Origin of the sequence: Intrasporangium sp. DVR, assembly GCF_040365325.1 — a bacterium.
Classification (GTDB): Bacteria; Actinomycetota; Actinomycetes; order Actinomycetales; family Dermatophilaceae; genus Intrasporangium.
This window is the reverse complement of record NZ_BAABZW010000003.1, coordinates 42,537-60,682: the sequence shown is the minus strand read 5'-3', so window position 1 is coordinate 60,682 and position 18,146 is coordinate 42,537. Positions and strand designations below refer to the sequence as shown.

General features: G+C 70.8%; 21 protein-coding genes. 10 read left to right on the top strand and 11 right to left on the bottom strand.

What is annotated here, in order from left to right:
• The first annotated feature begins 6 nt into the window (after positions 1-6).
• Positions 7-195 (top strand): hypothetical protein, encoded by a 189-nt coding sequence (locus ABWV20_RS03185; protein ID WP_353353344.1) that lies wholly within the window; start codon positions 7-9, stop codon positions 193-195.
• A gap of 138 nt (positions 196-333) precedes the next feature.
• Positions 334-666 carry a histone-like nucleoid-structuring protein Lsr2 gene (locus ABWV20_RS03180; protein ID WP_353353343.1) on the top strand — a complete coding sequence of 111 codons (333 nt, stop codon included), beginning with the start codon at positions 334-336 and terminating at the stop codon, positions 664-666.
• Between the two features lie 106 nt (positions 667-772).
• On the opposite strand, the gene ligD (ABWV20_RS03175) is transcribed toward ABWV20_RS03180, so the two are convergent.
• Both ligD (ABWV20_RS03175) and ligD (ABWV20_RS03170) read right to left on the bottom strand, forming a co-directional pair.
• Positions 773-1,627 (bottom strand): non-homologous end-joining DNA ligase, encoded by an 855-nt coding sequence (gene ligD, locus ABWV20_RS03175; RefSeq protein ID WP_502901753.1) that lies wholly within the window; start codon positions 1,625-1,627, stop codon positions 773-775.
• A 62-nt stretch (positions 1,628-1,689) separates the two neighbouring features.
• Positions 1,690-2,640, bottom strand: a complete 951-nt coding sequence (gene ligD / locus ABWV20_RS03170; protein WP_353353341.1) for a non-homologous end-joining DNA ligase — start codon at positions 2,638-2,640, stop codon at positions 1,690-1,692.
• An 18-nt stretch (positions 2,641-2,658) separates the two neighbouring features.
• Here ligD (ABWV20_RS03170) and ku point away from each other — a divergent pair, with 18 nt between their 5' ends.
• From ku to ABWV20_RS03155, 3 genes are all read left to right on the top strand, one after another.
• On the top strand, positions 2,659-3,642 hold the full coding sequence (gene ku, locus ABWV20_RS03165) for a non-homologous end joining protein Ku (protein ID WP_353353340.1): 984 nt from the start codon (positions 2,659-2,661) through the stop codon (positions 3,640-3,642).
• A 66-nt stretch (positions 3,643-3,708) separates the two neighbouring features.
• Complete coding sequence (locus tag ABWV20_RS03160; RefSeq protein WP_353353339.1) at positions 3,709-4,935, top strand: acetyl-CoA hydrolase/transferase family protein; 1,227 nt, start codon at positions 3,709-3,711, stop codon at positions 4,933-4,935.
• Between the two features lie 93 nt (positions 4,936-5,028).
• Positions 5,029-5,760 (top strand): SDR family oxidoreductase, encoded by a 732-nt coding sequence (locus ABWV20_RS03155; RefSeq protein ID WP_353353338.1) that lies wholly within the window; start codon positions 5,029-5,031, stop codon positions 5,758-5,760.
• Between the two features lie 19 nt (positions 5,761-5,779).
• Here the strand turns inward: ABWV20_RS03155 and ABWV20_RS03150 are convergent, their stop codons facing one another.
• From ABWV20_RS03150 to ABWV20_RS03135, 4 genes are read right to left on the bottom strand one after another with little or no spacing between them, the layout of a single operon-like run.
• A complete protein-coding gene (locus tag ABWV20_RS03150) occupies positions 5,780-6,577 on the bottom strand; it encodes a sugar phosphate isomerase/epimerase family protein (RefSeq protein WP_502901750.1) in 798 nt (265 codons plus the stop codon).
• 59 nt (positions 6,578-6,636) lie between these two features.
• Positions 6,637-7,569: a Ppx/GppA family phosphatase gene (locus tag ABWV20_RS03145; RefSeq protein ID WP_353353336.1), complete on the bottom strand. Its 933-nt coding sequence runs from the start codon at positions 7,567-7,569 to the stop codon at positions 6,637-6,639.
• A 53-nt stretch (positions 7,570-7,622) separates the two neighbouring features.
• Positions 7,623-8,357, bottom strand: a complete 735-nt coding sequence (locus ABWV20_RS03140) for an ABC transporter permease (protein WP_353353335.1) — start codon at positions 8,355-8,357, stop codon at positions 7,623-7,625.
• A complete protein-coding gene (locus tag ABWV20_RS03135; RefSeq protein ID WP_353353334.1) occupies positions 8,354-9,106 on the bottom strand; it encodes an ABC transporter ATP-binding protein in 753 nt (250 codons plus the stop codon). The genes ABWV20_RS03140 and ABWV20_RS03135 overlap by 4 nt, the downstream gene beginning before the upstream one ends.
• A 187-nt stretch (positions 9,107-9,293) precedes the next feature.
• On the opposite strand from ABWV20_RS03135, the gene ABWV20_RS03130 reads away from it, so the two are divergent.
• The 3 genes from ABWV20_RS03130 to ABWV20_RS03120 all read left to right on the top strand — a co-directional run bounded on the left by ABWV20_RS03130 (position 9,294) and on the right by ABWV20_RS03120 (position 11,246).
• A complete protein-coding gene (locus tag ABWV20_RS03130; RefSeq protein WP_353353333.1) occupies positions 9,294-9,641 on the top strand; it encodes an SPW repeat protein in 348 nt (115 codons plus the stop codon).
• A gap of 106 nt (positions 9,642-9,747) precedes the next feature.
• Complete coding sequence (locus ABWV20_RS03125) at positions 9,748-10,560, top strand: DUF3109 family protein (protein WP_353353332.1); 813 nt, start codon at positions 9,748-9,750, stop codon at positions 10,558-10,560.
• Positions 10,557-11,246 carry a class I SAM-dependent methyltransferase gene (locus tag ABWV20_RS03120; protein ID WP_353353330.1) on the top strand — a complete coding sequence of 230 codons (690 nt, stop codon included), beginning with the start codon at positions 10,557-10,559 and terminating at the stop codon, positions 11,244-11,246. The genes ABWV20_RS03125 and ABWV20_RS03120 overlap by 4 nt, the downstream gene beginning before the upstream one ends.
• Positions 11,247-11,387: 141 nt before the next feature.
• On the opposite strand, the gene nadC is transcribed toward ABWV20_RS03120, so the two are convergent.
• The 5 genes from nadC to ABWV20_RS03095 form a co-directional block, all read right to left on the bottom strand.
• Positions 11,388-12,257: a carboxylating nicotinate-nucleotide diphosphorylase gene (gene nadC / locus ABWV20_RS03115; RefSeq protein WP_353353329.1), complete on the bottom strand. Its 870-nt coding sequence runs from the start codon at positions 12,255-12,257 to the stop codon at positions 11,388-11,390.
• A complete protein-coding gene (locus ABWV20_RS03110) occupies positions 12,241-14,016 on the bottom strand; it encodes an L-aspartate oxidase (RefSeq protein ID WP_502901749.1) in 1,776 nt (591 codons plus the stop codon). The genes nadC and ABWV20_RS03110 overlap by 17 nt, the downstream gene beginning before the upstream one ends.
• 157 nt (positions 14,017-14,173) lie before the next feature.
• Entirely contained in the window at positions 14,174-14,608 is a 435-nt protein-coding gene (panD, locus tag ABWV20_RS03105; protein ID WP_353353328.1) for an aspartate 1-decarboxylase, read from the bottom strand.
• A 34-nt stretch (positions 14,609-14,642) separates the two neighbouring features.
• Positions 14,643-15,584, bottom strand: coding sequence for a pantoate--beta-alanine ligase (panC, locus tag ABWV20_RS03100; protein WP_353353327.1), 942 nt, complete (start codon positions 15,582-15,584; stop codon positions 14,643-14,645).
• Positions 15,581-16,480: a Rossmann-like and DUF2520 domain-containing protein gene (locus ABWV20_RS03095; RefSeq protein ID WP_502901748.1), complete on the bottom strand. Its 900-nt coding sequence runs from the start codon at positions 16,478-16,480 to the stop codon at positions 15,581-15,583. Before ABWV20_RS03095 ends, panC begins: the two co-directional genes overlap by 4 nt.
• Positions 16,481-16,511: 31 nt before the next feature.
• On the opposite strand from ABWV20_RS03095, the gene ABWV20_RS03090 reads away from it, so the two are divergent.
• Together ABWV20_RS03090 and ABWV20_RS03085 are read left to right on the top strand one after the other, a co-directional pair.
• Complete coding sequence (locus ABWV20_RS03090) at positions 16,512-17,564, top strand: SAM-dependent methyltransferase (RefSeq protein ID WP_353353325.1); 1,053 nt, start codon at positions 16,512-16,514, stop codon at positions 17,562-17,564.
• Positions 17,565-17,568: 4 nt separating this feature from the next.
• On the top strand, positions 17,569-18,129 hold the full coding sequence (locus ABWV20_RS03085; RefSeq protein WP_353353324.1) for a copper resistance CopC family protein: 561 nt from the start codon (positions 17,569-17,571) through the stop codon (positions 18,127-18,129).
• Positions 18,130-18,146: the final 17 nt, after the last annotated feature.

The following is an 18,146-nucleotide window of genomic DNA, read 5'->3' as shown; positions in this document are numbered from 1 at the left end:
GGACCCATGCAATCGGTCCTGCCCTACGTCCTCGCGCTCCTCCCGACGGTGGGCGTCACCTGGCTCTTCTTCGTCATCATCCGCAACATTCTCGAAGGCGACCGGAGGGAACGAATTGCGGTTGCCAAGTGGGAGGCGGAGCGTGAGGCAGAAGCTCCGAACAATAGTGGCGACAAAAGCCAGCAGCATACCTGACCCGCTCCCGTCCTTGATTCATCCACAATTGTTATCTCCATTTCCGCTGGAATGCTGATTGCGTGTAAATTGGCTGGCGACGCGAATGCCGGGCATTCACGCCGCACCAATTACCATCACGACACCAGATGGAGAAACATGGCTCAGCGAGTCGAAGTCGTCCTCATCGACGACGTTGACGGCGGTCCCGCCGACGAAACCGTCAGTTTTGCGATCGACGGGGTCTCGTACGAGATCGACCTCAGTGACAAGAATGCCAAGAAGCTGCGCGAGGGAATGGCCTCCTGGACCGGCCACGCCCGTCGCAGCGGGGGGTCGCGGGGGGGACGGCGCCGTTCCTCCGCCGGAGGCGGGGCGAAGCGCAGCGATCTCGCGGCCGTCCGTGAGTGGGCCCGCGCCAACGGTCACCAGGTCTCCGACCGTGGCCGGATCTCCGCGGAGATCCAGGCGGCCTACGACAAGGCCCACTGACCGGCGTTCGTCAGCCAGCCGAGGGGCCACCTCCCACGTGGAGGTGGCCCCTCGCGGCTGTCCGGCCCCAGCTCCACCCGAGCTCCACCCGCTCCCCTTCGATGGGTCAGCCGGAGGGGGACGGCCCGGCGATCTCGGCGGCGAGGTCTCCCACATCGGCGACTCGGTCCAGGACCTCCTCCGACCGAAGCTGTCGGAGCTCGGCGCCCTCGATCCCGGCCTCGACCTCGTCCCAGCTGCGCGGTGCGGCCACGGTGGGCTCGTCGCGACCGCGCAGGGAGTAGGGGCAGATCGTCGTCTTGGCCGCGACGTTCTGGCTCCAGTCCAGGAAGATCCTGCCCGGCCGCAGGTCCTTGGCCATCTTCCAGACGATGAGCTCCGGGTGCTGCTTGGTCAGCTCCTGGGCCAGCTGGTGGACCGTGTCTCGGATCTGGTCACTCGTGTGTGCCCCGCCGGGCAGTCCGGCGTAGAGCTGCATGCCCTTGCTGCCACTGGTCACCGGCAGCGTCGCGAGCCCGATCTCGGCGAGCCGGTCCCGGACGATCAGCGCCACGACCGAGACCTGACGCAGGCCGGTCCCGGGCCCCGGGTCGAGGTCGATGACGAGCCGGTCGGGGTTGAGGGGCACGGCGTCGCGGCCCTCCCCCTGGAAGCGCCATTGGGGCACGTGGAGCTCGAGAGAGTTGAGATTGGCGAAGAACGTGAGCCCGGCGAGATCGTCGATGAAGGGGAACACCGGATCGCGACCGGCCCGCCGAATCCAGTCGGGGGTGCCCGCCGGCACGTTCTTCTCGAAGAACTGCATGTCTCCCACACCGTGCGGATACCGGATCCGGGTGACCGGGCGATCAGCCAGGTGCGGCAGCAGCACCGGGGCGATCCGGGCGTAATAGTCGATGACCTGCGCCTTTGTCGTGCCGGTCACTGGATACATCACCTTTTCGAGGCTGCTCAGCCTCATCCGCCGGCCGTCGACCTCAACGGTCACCCTGGGACCGCTGGCCTGCCGCGGGGAAGCCGGCATCACTCATCCCCGCCGAAGAGGTCCTCGACGTCTTCGGGGGTCAGGTCCTCGCGAAGTCGCTTGAACGCCGGCTGCCGCAGCCGTCCCTGGTGGCCCAGCCCGAGGGACTCGACGTCTGCGACGACGACCGGGTGCACCCAGCGCGCCTCGAGAGCGTCCTCCCTCGGGACCTCGGTCGCGAACGGCGGGCGGTCCACCTCCAACGGGGCAAGGATCTTCCGGAGGGCGTCGCCCGCACGCCCGGCCAGGCCGGCCCCGACCCGCCCGACGAACCGCAGGCCCTCCGGTCCGGGGACGCCGACGAGCACGGCTCCGAGCCGGTCGCGGACCGTGCCGGTGGACTCCGGCCGCCACCCGCCGATCACGACGGACGCGCTCCCCCGGTGGGGGGACTTGAGCCAGTCCGGCGAGCGCACCCCGGGACGGTACAGCGAGCTGATGCGCTTGCTGACGATCCCCTCGAGCCCCTGCTCGCGGGTGGCGGCGTGGAGCACCTGCCCGTCCTCGAAGGTCGGTGGAGTCTGCCAGCGCGGACCGTCGAGCTCGAGACGCTCGAGCGTGGCACGACGGTCGCTCCAGGCCCGGCCGAGCAGCTCGACACCGTAGAGGCGGAGCAGGTCGAAGGTCATCAGGGTGACGGGGCTCCGCTCGGAAAGCAGCAGGGCGCGCCTCGGGTTGGTCACGTGGAACCGCTCCGCCAGCAGGCCGAAGGATGGTTTGCCGGCGTCGAGGCAGACGATCTCGCCGTCGAGCAGCATGTCGGCGTACTCGCCCGACAGCGCGGAGAGCTCCGGGAACGCGACCGTGACGTCCCGTTCGGTGCGTGATGTCAGCCGAAACGAACCCTCACTGACATCCGCCAGGATGCGCATCCCGTCCCACTTCACCTCATGAACCCAGGCGTCACCCGACGGAATGGTCGGTGTCGGCGTCGCGAGCATGGGGCGCATGGGTGCATTCTGGTTGTCATGCGAGCCATCTGGAAAGGCGCAGTGTCCTTCGGACTCGTCAACGTGCCGGTCCGCCTCTTCTCCGCGACCGAGAATCACGACGTGCAGTTCCGACAGGTCCACGTGAAGGACGGAGGGCGCATCAGATACCAGCGGGTGTGCTCGATCGACGGCGAGGAGGTGCCCTATTCCGACATCGCCAAGGGGTACGAGACCGCAGACGGACAGATGGTCGTCCTCACCGACGAGGAGATGAAGACGCTTCCCTCGCGCTCGTCGAAGGAGATCTCCATCGAGAAGTTCGTCCCGGCGGACCAGATCGATCCCCTCGTGTTCGACCGCTCCTACTACCTCGAGCCGGACAAGACGGGCCTGAAACCCTACGTCCTGCTGCGCGACGCCCTGGAGAAGGCCGACCGCATGGCGCTCGTGACCGTCTCGATCCGCACCAGGATGACGCTCGCGGTGCTCCGGGTGCGTGAGGGCGTCATCGTCCTGCAGACGCTGCTGTGGGCGGACGAGGTCCGAAAGCCGGAGTTCGACTTCCTCTCCGAGGACACCCACGCAACCGACAAGGAGCTCGCCATGGCCTCGTCCCTCGTCGACTCCCTTGCCGGGGACTACGAGCCGGAGGAGTTCGAGGACGACTACTCCGAAGCGGTGGAGGCGCTCGTCGCGAGCAAGATCGAGGGCGGCGAGATCAAGGAGGCGCCGGCGGCGCGCGCCGAGGAGACCGAGGTCGTCGACCTCCTCGCGGCCCTCCAGCGCAGTGTCGACAAGGCCAAGGCGGCCAAGTCGGGCGGCACCTCGACGAGCGAGATCCGGAAGGAGACCGAGGCGGCGGAGGAGCCGGCTCAGCCCGCCGAGAGGACGTCGTCGGCGAAGAAGACCACGGCCAGGAAGGCCGCTGCCAAGGCTCCCGCGAAGACGTCCGCCGCCAAGCAGACGGCCACCAAGAAGTCGACGACGAAGAAGGCAGCCGCCAAGCGCAAGGCCAGCTGACCGGTTCGCCGAGGACAGCACGGGGGTCGCCGCCGCGGTCGGGCGTCCGTCGGCAAGGATGTGGTCATGCAGACCGTCTCCGTCGAGGAACTCAGCTCCAGGGTCCAGTCACTCCCGCCGAACCCGCGCATCGTCTGCTCCGGGAACATGGCCATTCCCTGGGACGCCGTCACGGTGCTCGACCAGGCTCTGCCGTCGTACATCCTCCACGCGCTCAACGCCCCACCGGGTCTGCCCGAGCGCGAGGGGGTCACGGTGGAGACGTGCTTCGTCGGTGCGGGGATGCGCCGTCACCCACGGCTGCGCTACGTCCCCTCTCGCCTCTCGCTGGTGCCGCTGCTCTACACGCGGACCCTCCTGCCCGACGCGGTTCTCATCCACTGCGCCCCACCCCGCGACGGCCAGCTGAGTCTTGGTGTGGAGGTCAACGTCCTCCCGGCTGCGATCGAGGCCTGCCGGGCGCGCGGTGGCCTCGTCATCGCGGTCGTGAACGACCGGATGCCCTACACCTTCGGCGATGCCCAGGTGCCGGTGGACCACGTCGACCTCGCGCTCGAGGTCGACACTCCACTCGTGACACCCAAGCCCGTCGCACCCGACGACGAGAGCTCCGCGATCGGCGAGCGCGTCGCCTCGATGGTCCTCGACGGCTCGACGATGCAGCTCGGCATCGGAGCGGTGCCGGACGCGACCCTCAACGCGATCATCGGCCGCAAGGGCATCCGCGTCTGGACCGAGATGTTCTCCGACGGCATCCTCGCTCTCGACGCCGCCGGGGCGCTCGACCGGGACCACCCCCTCGTCACGTCGTTCGTCTTCGGCAGCCAGGAGCTGTACGACTGGGTCGACGGGAACCCCTGGGTGCGGATGCTGCGCACCGAGAAGACCAACGACCCCGGCCTCATCGCCCAGCAGCGCCGGATGACCTCCGTCAACACCGCGCTCGAGGTGGACCTCTTCGGGCAGGCCAACGCCTCCCGGATCAACGCCCGCATCCACTCGGGGTTCGGCGGGCAGACGGACTTCATCGTCGGGGCACTGCACTCCCCCGGCGGGCAGTCTTTCATCGCCCTTCGCTCCTGGCACCCGAGGGCCGACGTCTCGACCGTCGTGCCCCTCGTCGACGAGCCCGTGACGAGCTTCCAGCAGAGCGCCATCGTCACCGAGAACGGCGTCGCCCTGCTCTGGGGCCGCGACGAGCGCGAGCAGTGCCGCGACCTCATCGACGAATGCGCCCACCCGCGGGTGCGGGAGGAGCTCTGGGAGGAGGCGGCAGCCCTCGGGCTCGCCTGAGAGCCAATCCCCTTCGGGAGCAGACGTATGCCGCTGAGCCGGCTCAGCGGCATACGACCCTTGTCGTCCGGCCGGGGTCGTACTCTGGGGGCCATGACCGTCCCCGCCCGTCCCGACAGGCCCGTCGCCGTGGTGACCGGAGGGACCAGGGGCATCGGCCGAGCCATCGCCGAGGACCTCGCCCCGCGCCATCACGTGGTCATCGGCGGCCGCAGCGAGGAGTCGGTGGACCGGGTCGCCCAGGGGCTGCCCTCCGCCGAGGGTTTCGTCGCCGACCTGCGCGACTGCGGCCCCGGTGGGTCGCTGGACTCCGCCCTCCGCGGCCTCGTGGAGCGCCTCCCGCGGGTCGGCGTGCTCGTCCACTCCGCGGGCGTGCTCCACCGGGGACGGATCGCCGACCTGTCCGTGGACGACTGGGACACGGCCATGCGCGTCAACCTGATTGCCGTGGCGGCGATCACGCGGGCGCTCCTGCCGGCGTTGCGGGCGGCCCACGGGCTCGTGGTGGCCATCAACTCGGGCGCCGGGCTCACCTCAGCACCGACCATGGGCCCCTACAGTGCGTCGAAGTTCGCACTCCGCGCGTTCACGGATGCGCTCCGAGAGGAAGAACGGTCGAGCGGCGTGCGGGTCACCTCGATCCACCCCGGCCGCGTCGACACTGACATGCAGCAGGAGATGATCGACTTCGAGGGCGGGTCCTACCGGCCCGATGACTACCTCCGCGTCGAGTCCGTCGTGAGGGCGGTCCGGCTGGCGGTGGACGCAACCGACGAGGCGTGCATCGACCAGGTGAGCGTCCGGCCGCGAGGCTTCCCCGGCTGAGGACTTCGTTCCTCGAGGATCAGATGCGGCTCGCCCCGCGGGTCGGCATGATGGCGAACTGGGCGAAGGCGAGCGCCTCCACCAGCGCCGCCTCCCGGCGGTCCGGAGCCATCTTGCGGGTCCCGACCTCAACGATGACGTCCCCCGACCAGGCGGCCTCGACGAGGTGCTCGAGGACCTCCGAGCACGGCTGGGTGCCGCGGCCGGGCACGAGGTGCTCGTCCTTGAACGAGCCGAGGCCGTCGGCGAGGTGCAGGTGCGCGAGGCGGCTCCCGAGCTCGCGGACCATGTGCAGGGCGTCGGACCCCGCCGTGGCGGTGTGTGACAGGTCGATCGTCACGTTGTCGTACGGCTGGTCGACCGGGTCCCAGTGCGGCAGGTAGGCGAGCATCTCGCGGCGAGCGGTCCGCCAGGGGAACATGTTCTCCACGGCGAGGCGGATCCCCGTGTCGTGCTCGCGCAGGGCGATGCCGTCGACGAAGGTCGCTGCGTAGTCGCGCTGCCAACGGAACGGCGGGTGCAGCACCACCGTCCCTGCGCCCACCTCGAGAGCCAGCTCGATGGAACGGTCGACCTTCTCCCACGGGTCGGTCCCCCAGACGCGCTGGGTCAGCAACAGGGTCGGAGCGTGCACCGACGCGATGGGCAACCCGTGGTGCTCACTCAGGGCGCGCAGGGCTCCCGGCTCCTGCGTGACCGGGTCCGTCCAGACCATGACCTCGACCGCCTCGTAGCCGAGCCGCGCGGCCGTCGCGAACGCCGTGGCCGCGTTGTCGGGATACATCGCGGCCGTGGAGAGCCCGATGCGGATGGTCATGGGGATCATTCTGCGGCACGGCGCCCAGCCCGACGCGGTGAGGGCCGCAACGGCCGCGCCTATCCGGGTCCGAGATGGTCCAGGCGGCGCAGGATGAGACCCTCCCGCAGCGCCCAGGGACAGATGTCCAGGCGGTCGACGCCCAGCAGGTCCATGGCAGCCTCCGCGACGAGCGCCCCGGCCAGCAGCTGGTGCGCTCGGGCCGCCGAGACCCCCGGGAGCGAGGTGCGGGCTGTGACGTCGAGGCCCTTGAGCTTGTCGACGATGGTGCCCAGGTCGGACCGGCGCAGCTCACGTGGGACGAACGGACCGTCGTCACGCGGCGCCGCCCCGGCGATCCGGGCGAGCGAGCGCATCGTCTTGGACGTCCCCACGGCCCGGTCCGGCGTGCCGGCCTTGAGGAGCGGGCGCACCTGCTGGGCCAGGGAGGTGCGGATGTAGGCGCGGACGGTGCGGGTCTCATCGGGGCTCGGCGGGTCACCGGCCAGCCGTTCCCGCGTCAGGCGGCCGGCTCCGAGCGGGAGGCTGATCGCCACGTCGGGCTCCTCGTCGATGCCGCTGGCGAGCTCCAGGGAGCCACCACCGATGTCGATGACGAGGAGGCGGCCGCTCGACCAGCCGAACCAGCGCCGGACGGCGAGAAAGGTCATCCGCGACTCGTCCACACCGCTCAGCACCTCGAGGGAGACGCCGGTCTGCTGGCGGACCCGGTCGATCACCGCCTCGCCGTTCGGAGCCTCGCGCATGGCCGACGTGGCGAACGCGAAGAGGTCCTGCACGCCGTGGTCCTCGGCGATCTCGAGGCACTCCAGGATGAACTCGACCAACGCCTCCACGGTGCGCTCGCCGATGAGGCCCTCCGGGGTGATGTTCTCGGACAGCCGCAGGTCGATCTTGTGCGAGGACGCCGGGAGCGGATGGGCGCCCGGGTGCGCGTCCACCACGAGGAGGTGGACCGTGTTGGACCCGATGTCGATGACGCCCAGGCGCATGCCTCGACCCTACCCGCAGGGCCCCTCAGCGAGCCGTCGCACACCGGCCCCCGTCAGGGCGTGCGACGGCTCAGCGTGAGCGACGCGAGAGCCAGGGCGAGGACGATGAACCCCACGACGATGGCCATCGACCAGAGGCCGGCGCTGGTCGCCTCGGCATGGGTGGTCACCTCCTTCATCGCGTCGACGGCGTAGGACAGGGGCAGCACGTCGGAGACCAGGCCGAGCACGTCGGGCAGCTGGTCGCGGTCGACGAGAAGGCCGCAGAGGAGGAACTGCGGGGTGATGAACGCCGGCAGGAACTGGACCGCCTGGAACTCGGTGCGGGCGAACGCACTCGCCAGCAGCCCGAGTGACGTGCCGAGCACCGCGACCAGCACCGCGACGAGCACGAGCATCCACAGCGGGCCGACGACGTCGAGGTCACAGACCCAGATGGCGAAGGACGTGGCGAGGAGGGCCTGGACGACCGCGAGGGCACTGAACGCTCCGGCGTAGCCGAGCATGAAGTCGGCCTTGCCCATCGGCGTGGTGAGCAGCCGCTCCAGGGTGCCGGACTGGCGTTCCCGCAACGTGGCGACGGAGGTGACGACGAACATCACGATCATCGGGAAGACGCCGAGGAGGGCCGGCCCGATGGCGTCGAAGACCGGCGTGTTGTCGTAGATCCACGCGATCAGGCCGATGGAGACCATCGGGACGATCATGATGAGCGCGATGGTGCGGTGGTCGGTGCGGATCTGCCGGAGCACGCGCTCAGCAGTGGCCAGCGTCAGTCCGGGGTTCACCAGGTCTCCTCTCCACCGGTCGACTCGACGAGGGCGAGGAAGGCCGCGTCCGCATCGGTCTCACCGGTGCGCTCGAGCAGCTCGGCCGGCGTCAGGTCGGCGAGGACCCGGCCACGGCGGAGCAGCACCAGGCGATCGCACCGCGTGGCCTCGTCCATGACATGGCTCGACACGATGAGCGAGCAGCCCTGCTCGGCGAGCTGCCGGAAGTGGCCCCACAGGTCGCGTCGCAGGACCGGGTCGAGGCCGACGGTGGGCTCGTCGAGCACGAGGAGACTGGGGCGCCCCACCAGAGCGCACGCCAGCGAGACCCGTGACTCCTGCCCTCCCGAGAGGTTGCGGATGAGGACGTCGGCATGGTCCTCGAGGTCGACCTCGGCCAGGGTGCGGGCGACCGCGTCGCGCAGGACGCGTCCGGTGCGGCCCATGGCCCGGCCGAGGTAGGAGATGTTCTCGCGGATCGTCAGGTCCGGGTAGACGCTCGGCGACTGCGACACGTAGCCGACCTGGTTGCGCAGCTCCGCCGCACCGGCTTCATGGCCGAGGACGGTCACCGAGCCGGACTCGATGACCTGGACCCCGACGATCGACCGCATCAGGGTGCTCTTGCCGGAGCCTGACGGACCGAGCAGACCCACCACCTGACGGGCGGGGATCTCCAACGACATCGCCGGAATGACCTGCCGTCCACCACGCACGACGCGGAGGTCGCGGATGAGGACCGCGGGCCCTGCCTCGGTCTCGGTCATGCCCCGAATGTACTGGTGCGCCGCTCCCGTCACCGAGTTCCACGGCAACGGGTCCGCCACACCTTGACGTGATCTTGACGGCACGTTGACCCCCACGCCGAGCAGATCGACAATCGAGGTGTCCGGTCCGCCTCGGATCGACGGACCCCGTGTGTGAAAGAGGGTCGATCCCACCATGAAGCGAGGGATGCAACTCCAAGATCTGCTGCCCCTCATTGCCGGCGTCTACGCCTTCCTGTCGCCGATCTGGACGACGACAACCGACCGCGCAACCATGACGATGGTTGCCCTCGGCATCCTCACCGCGCTGGCTGCGATCGCGGAGCTGGTGCGGCCGGATGCCATCCCCCTCGAGGGGCTCCTCGTCCTGCTCGGCGTGGCGTTCTTCGTCTCGCCCTGGGTGATGGGGTTCAGCGACACCGTGGCGATGGCCTGGACGGCCTGGATCGTCGGTGCCGTGACGTTCCTCGTCGGCGCAGCTGACATCCAGCTGACACGTGTCCACCACCGGGACGCGATGGCAGCGCAGCACTGAGGGCCGGCCGACCCGGAGCACCTGCGGGCGGGAGCCCCGTCGCAGGTGCTCCGACCGTTCCGCGGACGGTGCCCGACAGGTCCGCACCACGACGTAAGGTGTGGCGGTGGCCGAAGCATCGCTCGATCTCCCCCGTGTCTGGGTCGAGTTCACCGACCCCGCGGATTCGGGTCAACGGTTCCGGTGCGACCTGACCTGGCTCACGAGCAGCTGGACGTGCATCTTCGGCAGCGGCTGTCCGGGGATCTATGCCGATCGTCCCGACGACGGCTGCTGCACGCTGGGGGCCCACTTCACGGACAAGGACGACCTCGAGCGCGTCGCCGCGGTCGCCGCGGAGCTCGGTGCCGACGAGTGGCAGTACCGTGACATCGGCACCGCGACCGGGCGCCGGGCCGACTGGGTCGAGAAGGAGGACGGCGCGCGCAAGACCCGCGTCGTCGACGGGGCGTGCATCTTCCTCAACCGTCCCGGGTTTCCGGCCGGCGCCGGCTGCGCCCTGCACCAGCACGCCGTCCTGACCGGGGTCCAGCCGCACACGGCCAAGCCCGATGTGTGCTGGCAGCTGCCGCTGCGCCGCTCCTACCGCACCGTCGAGCTGCCCGACGAGACGAGCTACCTGGAGATCACCATCACGGAGTACGACCGGCGCGGCTGGGGGCCCGGTGGCCACGACCTCGACTGGTACTGCTCGGGCAACCCGGATGCGCACGTGGGGCGCGAGCCGGTCTATCGCTCCAGTGCCCCCGAGCTCATCGAGCTGATGGGCCAGGCAGCCTACGAGGAGCTCGCCATCCGAGCCGAGGCCCATCTGACCCAGGTCAGGGCGGTGCGCGCCCGTGGCGCGCACCAGCTGCTCCCGCTCATCGTGCACCCGGCGACGCTCGCGGCACCCCGCGCGAGGCGGTCCACGGCATGAGCGACGTCATCCCCTCCCCCAACATCTGGGACACGCCTGACGTCTACGAGATCGAGAACCGCGGCGTCGACCGGGCCGGTGTCATCGAAGCGGCGATGCTCTCGATCCACGACTGGGCGGGGCACGACGTCGTCGACATCGGGTGCGGCACCGGCTTCCACCTGCCGATCTTCGCCGCCACGGCCCGCTCCGTGCTGGGGGTCGAGCCACATCCACCCCTGGCCGCCCTTGCGGCACAACGAGTCTCCGGCCTACCGCAGTGCTCCGTCCGCGAGGAGAGCGCTGCCTCGATCGGTGTCGCCGATGCGTCGTTCGACGTTGCTCACGCACGGTGGGCCTACTTCTTCGGGCCGGGCTGCGAGCCGGGGCTGGCCGAGCTCGAGCGGGTCATGCGACCCGGAGGCACGGCCTTCGTCATCGACAACGACGCGTCCCGCTCGACCTTCGGGACGTGGTTCCGGCGCGCCCTGCCATCGTACGACCCGCGAGCAGTGGAGCGGTTCTGGCAGCGTCACGGCTGGTCTCGCGAGCGCCTCGACATCCGCTGGGACTTCGACTCCGAGGATGACTTCGAGGCCGTGGTCCGCATCGAGTTCGCGCCGGACCATGCCGACCTCATCCTCGCGGAGCACCCGAGAGCGACCGGCATCGACTACGCCGTCAACGTGTGGTGGCGCCGCTACTGAGGTCCCTGCCGCAGCACCCTCCGGTCGGCGGTCCCCCGGTCGAGGCGCCGGCGCTGCAGCGCAGACCCCGACCCGACCTCGACGGCAGGACTCACGCGGGACCGAGCCCAGCGGCATACGGCCGCCTCCGGTGTCCGACGCTCAGTCGACGAGGTCGAGCGCGAGGTCGATGATCGGCGAGCTGTGCGTCAGGCCCCCGACCGAGACGAAGTCGACCCCGGTGGCCGCGTAGTCCGCCACGACGTCGAGCGTCATCCCGCCCGTCGCCTCGATCTCGACCGGCTCGCCCGCCGCCCGGAGCAGCTCGACCGTCTCGCGCAGGACGGGCACGGACATGTTGTCGCACATGATGAAGCGCGCGCCGGCCGCATAGGCCTCGCGTGCCTCCGCCGGCGTCTCGACCTCGACCTCGATCGTGACGTCCGGGAACCGCTCACGCACGAGGCGGTAGGCCTCGCCCACCGACCCCGCGGCGAGCTTGTGGTTGTCCTTGATCATCGCGACGTCGTAGAGGCCGAGGCGCTTGTTGGTGCCGCCCCCGGTGCGGACGGCGTACTTCTCGAGCAGCCGCATCCCGGGAGTCGTCTTGCGCGTGTCGAGCACCATCGTGCCCGTCCCCTCGAGGGCATCGGCCCAGCGCCGCGTGTGGGTGGCCACCCCCGAGAGCCGGCACAGGATGTTGAGGATGGTGCGCTCGGCCATCAGGACGACGCGGGTCGGCCCCTCGAGCCGGGCCACGACGTCGCCCCGGTCGAGGCGGGTGCCGTCGGCAGCGACGGTCTTGACCGTCGGGAGGTCGGCGCCGAGCAGCCCGGCCACCGCCTCGAGCACGATCTCGATCGCCGGACCCCCGGCGATCACGCCGGGTTCCCGGGCCACGATCTCGCCGACGCGGACCTGCTCCTCCGGAATGGTTGCGAGCGTCGTCACGTCGAGACCGTCGGGACCCAGGTCCTCGCGCAGGGCCCTCGCGACGAGCTCGCGGGCTGCGGCCTCAGGGAAGTCGTTCATGCTGCTCCTCGGGGTGCGGCTGGTCGAGGTCGAGCCCGGCGAGGTTCGCGGCCGGAACGGGCTCGATGGTGACGGTGAGGTCGCCGTCATCTCGGCGGCGGATCACCGTGTGGTGCAGGAAGCTCTGGTCGTCGCGCTCCGGGAAGTCCTCTCGCACATGGCCGCCCCGTGTCTCCTCGCGCAGTGACGCGACCAGCGCGAGAGCCTGCCCGAGGTGCAGGAGGTTCGTCGTCTCCCAGCTCCGGGGGCTGCCCTTCCTGCCGTCGTCAGCGGCAGCCAGCTCGGCAAGCCGGGCCTGGGTCTGGGCCAGGGACTGCGCTGACCGCACCGAGCCCGCGCCCGCCGTCATCGCGCGCTGCACCGCCAGGCGACGCTTGCCGCGGATCAGGGCGGGTCGGTCCGACGCGAGCGCGGGCACCTCGACAGGGTCCGGCTCAGGGAGCTCTCCCGCGGCGAGGCGGCGAGTCAGGTCCTCGGCGATCCGACGGGCGAAGACCAGTCCTTCGAGCAGCGAGTTGCTGGCCAGCCGGTTGGCGCCGTGGACACCGGTGCACGAGGTCTCACCGCACGCGTACAGCCCCTCGAGGCTGGTCCGGCCGAGCAGGTCGGTGCGCACGCCTCCGCTGGCGTAGTGCTGGGCAGGGGCCACGGGCAGCAGCTGCGTGGCCGGGTCGAAGCCGAGCTCGCGGCACCGCTCGACGATGGAGGGGAACCGCTGCTCGAGGAAGGCGGCCCCGAGGTGGCGGCAGTCGAGGAAGACGTGGTCGGTGCCCGTCGCGCGCATCCTCGCGATGATCGCGCGGGCCACCACGTCGCGGGGTGCCAGGTCCGCGAGCGGGTGCAGGCCCTCCATGACGCGGCGGCCCTCCGCGTCGACCAGGAAGGCCCCCTCCCCGCGCACCGCCTCGGAGATGAGCGGCTGTTGTCCCGTCGACCCGTCACCGAGGTAGAGGACCGTGGGGTGGAACTGCACGAACTCGAGGTCGGCCAGCTCCGCGCCGGCCCGGAGGGCGGCGGCCATGCCGTCGCCGGTGGCGACGGCCGGGTTGGTCGTGGACGCGTAGATCTGGCCGAGCCCGCCGGTGGCGAGGACGACGGCTCGGGCATGGGCGGCGCCGACGCCGTCGACCTGCCCTTCGCCGATCACGTGCAGCGTCACCCCACAGACGCGGCCGCCCGCGTCGGAGAGCAGGTCGACGACGAGCGCGTGCTCGATGACCTCGATGCCGGGGTCGTCACGCACCCGGTCGAGCGCGGCGATCAGGGCCCGGCTGATCTCACGACCGGTCGCATCTCCCCCGGCATGAAGGATCCGGTCGCGATGGTGCCCGCCCTCCCGGGTCAAGGAGATCTGCCCCGTCTCACTCCTGTCGAAGTCCGCGCCGATGGCGATGAGGTCCCACACGGCATCGGTGCCCTCGGTGACCAGGGCCCGAACGGCCTCCACGTCGCAGAGCCCGACACCCGCGACGAGCGTGTCGTGGATGTGCTCCTGGGGGCTGTCGTCCGGCGACATGACGGCCGCGATGCCCCCCTGGGCCCAGGCGGTCGACCCCTCGTCGAGCACCGTCTTGGTGACGAGCAGCACCCGCGCCACCCGACGTCGGAGGCGCAGCGCGGTGGTCAGTCCGGCGATGCCGGAGCCGACGACGATGACGTCCGCGGTCGTCGTCCAGCCGGGGGCAGGCGCACGGAGGCGTCGCGGGATGTGGATGCCACTCGCGCTCATGCCGCCCTCTCGCTGCTCCGTCACGCCCATACCGTATGCCGCTGGGCCCGCTCGCGCTCAGACCGTTCACTCCGCCCCCACCGACCGTCTCACCTGTCGTCGGACCCTGTCGTCGGACCCTGTCGTCGGACCCTGACGCAGGTGCCGGACCTCGGCGCCCGGGCTCCGGATGTCGTCAGGTCCCGGGTCAGGGCTGGTAGTCGTGGTGACGCTGGGTGACGGCCGAGGTCTTCAGGCCGAACCCGTCCGGCACGTCGCCGGCGTCGTGCCCGACCTCGACGAGGCGGTTCTGCCGGTCGACGAAGACGACCTGCGCCTCGTGCGACCGGGCCTCCTCGTCGTCCATGCAGGCGTAGGCGATGATGATCACCGTGTCGCCCGGGGAGATCAGCCGGGCGGCTGCGCCGTTGATGCAGAGGATGCCGGAGCCCCGCTCCCCCTCGATGGCATACGTCGTCAGCCGGTTGCCGTTGTCGACGTCGACGACGTCGACCTGTTGGCCGGGCCAGAGGTCAGCCGCGTCCATGAGGTCGCGGTCGATGGTGAGCGAGCCGACGTAGTGCAGGTCCGCCTGCGTCACCGTCGCCCGGTGGATCTTGGAGTGGAGCATGAATCGCTGCACGGTGGGATCAGTCCTTGCGTCGGGCCCCGAAGGGTCAGTCGTGGGTGAAGATCTCGAGGGGCCCGCCGCCGGGCCCGACCAGGACGGGCAGGTTGTCGATGAGGCGCGTCGTACCGATCCTGCCAGCCACCGCGAGGAGCGCCTCCCCGCGATACCACTCGGGCACGTCCTGGAGGGTCTCGGGATGGACCAGGACGAGGTAGTCGACCAGCGCCAGGGGCTCGTGGACCAGGACCTCGCGGGCCGCGCGGCGGATCGCCGAAGGGCCTTCGGCAGCTGCGGCAGCGCCGGCCCGGAGCGCAGCGGACAGGCACAGCGCCGTCTCGCGGTCGGAGGAGGTCAGGTAGGTGTTGCGGCTCGACATCGCCAGGCCATCCGCCTCGCGCACCGTGGGGACGGAGACGACGCGGACGGGGAAGTCGAGGTCGCGGACCATCCGTCGGATGAGGAGCAGCTGCTGGGCGTCCTTCTGCCCGAAGTACGCCGAGGTGCATCGGGTCACGTGCATCAGCTTGGCCACCACCGTGAGCATGCCGTCGAAGTGACCGGGCCGAGACTGGCCCTCGAGGACGTCGCCGAGCGGCCCGGCAGAGATCCGCACGCCCGGGTCGCCGTCGGGGTAGATCACGTCCGGGGTGGGAGCGAAGACCAGGTCGACGCCGGCGGCCGCGCAGATCTGCAGGTCGGCGTCGAACGTGCGCGGGTAACGCGAGAGGTCCTCCTTCGGCCCGAACTGGAGCGGGTTGAGGAAGATGGTCACGACGACGTGGGCGTGGGTCTCCCGGGCGCGGCGGATCAGCGTGGCATGCCCGTCGTGGAGCGCGCCCATCGTCATGACCACTGCCACGTCCCCGTCGTCCAGGGCGGCCCGGGCAGTGCGCAGCTCGTCTCGGGTGCGGGCGAGAGCCGGGCCCCCGGCCGACGCGCCTCGGGGATCGGCGGGGGCAGCGGCAGTGTCCGTCGAGTCCGTGGTCACGGGTGGTCCTCCTCATCGGCGAGCAGTTCGAGCAGCGGCTCTGCCGCGGACGGCTTCAGCCGGCCGCTGAGCAGCGCCCGCTGGGCCGTCGCCCGGGCGAGCGCCAGATACGTCGGTCGGATGTCGGGGGCGACGTCCCGGAGCAGCGCCACGTGCCCGGCAACGGTACCGGCATCTCCCCGAGCGACCGGCCCGGTGAGGGCTGCATCACCCTGCTGAAGGGTGTTCGACAGGGCCGCGGACAGGAGCGGCTCGAGAACCCGAGCCGGTTCGTCGATGCCTGCGGAGCGGAGCAGGTCCATGGCCTGGCTGACGAGAGTCACCAGGTGGTTGGCTCCGTGCGCGAGGGCCGCATGGTAGGCGAGGCGCTCGTCCTCAGGCACCCACACGGGATCGCCGCCCATCTCGATGACGAGGGCCTCGGCCAGCGGTCGAGCCATGTCCACGGTGGTGACGCCGAAGCAGCAGTCGTGGAGGCGCTCGAGGTCGACGAGGGTGCCGGTGAACGTCATGGCGGGGTGCAGCGCGAGCGGCACGATGTCCCGCTCGGCCGCCGTCTCGAAGACGGAGATGCCGTGGGCTCCCGAGGTGTGCATGACGAGCTGGCCAGGGGTGAACGTCCCGGTCGTCGCGAGCCCGGCGATCACGTCGGCCAGCGAGTCATCCGGAATGGCGAGCACGACGAGGTGGGCGCCGGCGACGACGTCGGGGATGGGCTTGACCGGCACCTGTGGGAGCAGGGCTGCCGCACGTGCCCTGCTCTGCTCACTGACGGCGGAGACGCCGGTGACGTGGTGCCCCGCCCGGAGGAGCGCTGCTCCGAGGACGGCGCCCACGCGCCCTGCGCCCACGACGCCGACGTCGAACCGCGCGGGGCGTTCCTGCGGAGTGCTCATCCACGGCACCGTATCGCCTACAGTCCGAGTCGTGGATCCCGTTCCCTGGCCCGTCGCGTGGCAGCAGGCGCTGTATGCCCCTGACCGGGGCTTCTACGTCACCCGCGGTGGCCCCTCGGCCCACTTCACGACCGCAACGCACGGAGTGACGGGTGCGGTCATGGCCGACGCACTGCTGCGCCTGTGGCACCGGGCTCACGGGGACTCGCCCCCGGCCGTGGTGGTGGACGTCGGCGCCGGCCGTGGCGAGCTCGCCACGCATGTGGTCAACGTTCTCGACGCCAGGGCGCTCGATGCCGACCCGCTCGCCCGGGTCGGCCCGGGACAACGGCTCGAGCAGTCCCCGTTGGTGACGGCACCCCCGGACGTGCTCGCCGTCGACGTCGTCGCCCGGCCGCCCGGGCTGGATCCGCGGGTCGCCTGGCTGCAGTCTCCCGGCGGAGCAACGCTTCCCGAGGCACTGGCCGGGCTCGACCAGGCCCTCGTGATCGGGCACGAGTGGCTCGATGTCGTCCCCTGCACCATCGCCGAGGTCGCCCCCGGCGGCGAGCTGCGTGAGGTCCTCGTTGACCCTGCCACCGGCGCGGAGCGCCTTGGTGGTCCCCTCGAGGCACGCGACGCTGCCTGGGCCGCCGCGCACTGGCCCGGCACGGTCCCGGGTGACCGGGTCGAGGTCGGGGTGGCCCGCGACGCCGCCTGGGGTGACCTGGTCAGCCGGGTCCGGTCGGGCCTCGTCGTCGCCGTCGACTACGGGCACGTGACAGCGGCGCGACCGCGACGGGGAACTCTCGCGGCGTACCGGTCCGGCATGCAGACGGATCCCGTCCCGGACGGCAGCTGCGACATCACCGCTCACGTGGCCATGGACACGCTGGGCGCCGACGACGTCGCCACCCAGCGCGACGTGCTCCGCGGCCTCGGGATGCGCGGGTCCACGCCCGAGCACGCCTTGGCGCTCCGGGACCCGCTGGCCTACGTGCGAGCCCTCGAGCGAGCGTCCGCGGAAGCGGAGCTCATCCGGCCGAACGGTTTCGGCGACTTCTGGTGGGCGATCCAGCACGTCCGCGTCCCCCACGTACCCTGAGCGCATGCGCCGGTTCGTCCTCGTCCTGCTCGCCCTCGGCGCCGCTTTCGGCGTCACGACACGACTGCTCGTCGGGACGCCACCCACCGCGTTCGCGCACGACGTCCTCGAGAAGACGACCCCCGGGGAGGGGACGACGGTCGCGCGGCTGCCTGCGGAGGTCGTGCTGGTCTTCAGCCAGGAGCCCCTCGAGATCGGGCTCCAGGTCATCATCACGGGGCCGACCGGCAACGTGGCTCAAGGCGCTGCCGTCATCGAGGGCCGCGAGGTCCGCCAGGCACTCTCATCGGCAGCAGCAGCCGGCGACTACACCGTGGCCTACCGAGTGACCTCGCAGGACGGCCATCCGCTCACGGGATCGTTCCGGTTCTTCGCCACCACAGGGCTCGACGGATCCACGGCGACGACCGGGCCCTCCGTCGCGGTTGCCGCCCCCGCCGATCCCGAGGCCGAGAGCGCCAAGGACTCGCAGCTCGTGCCGGTGCTCCTCACCGCGGCCGGCACCGTCATCGCCCTGGCCCTCATCGCGTACGTCATGGTCAAGCTGCGCCGGAGGGGCGCCTGAGGGGCTCCTGAGGGGGC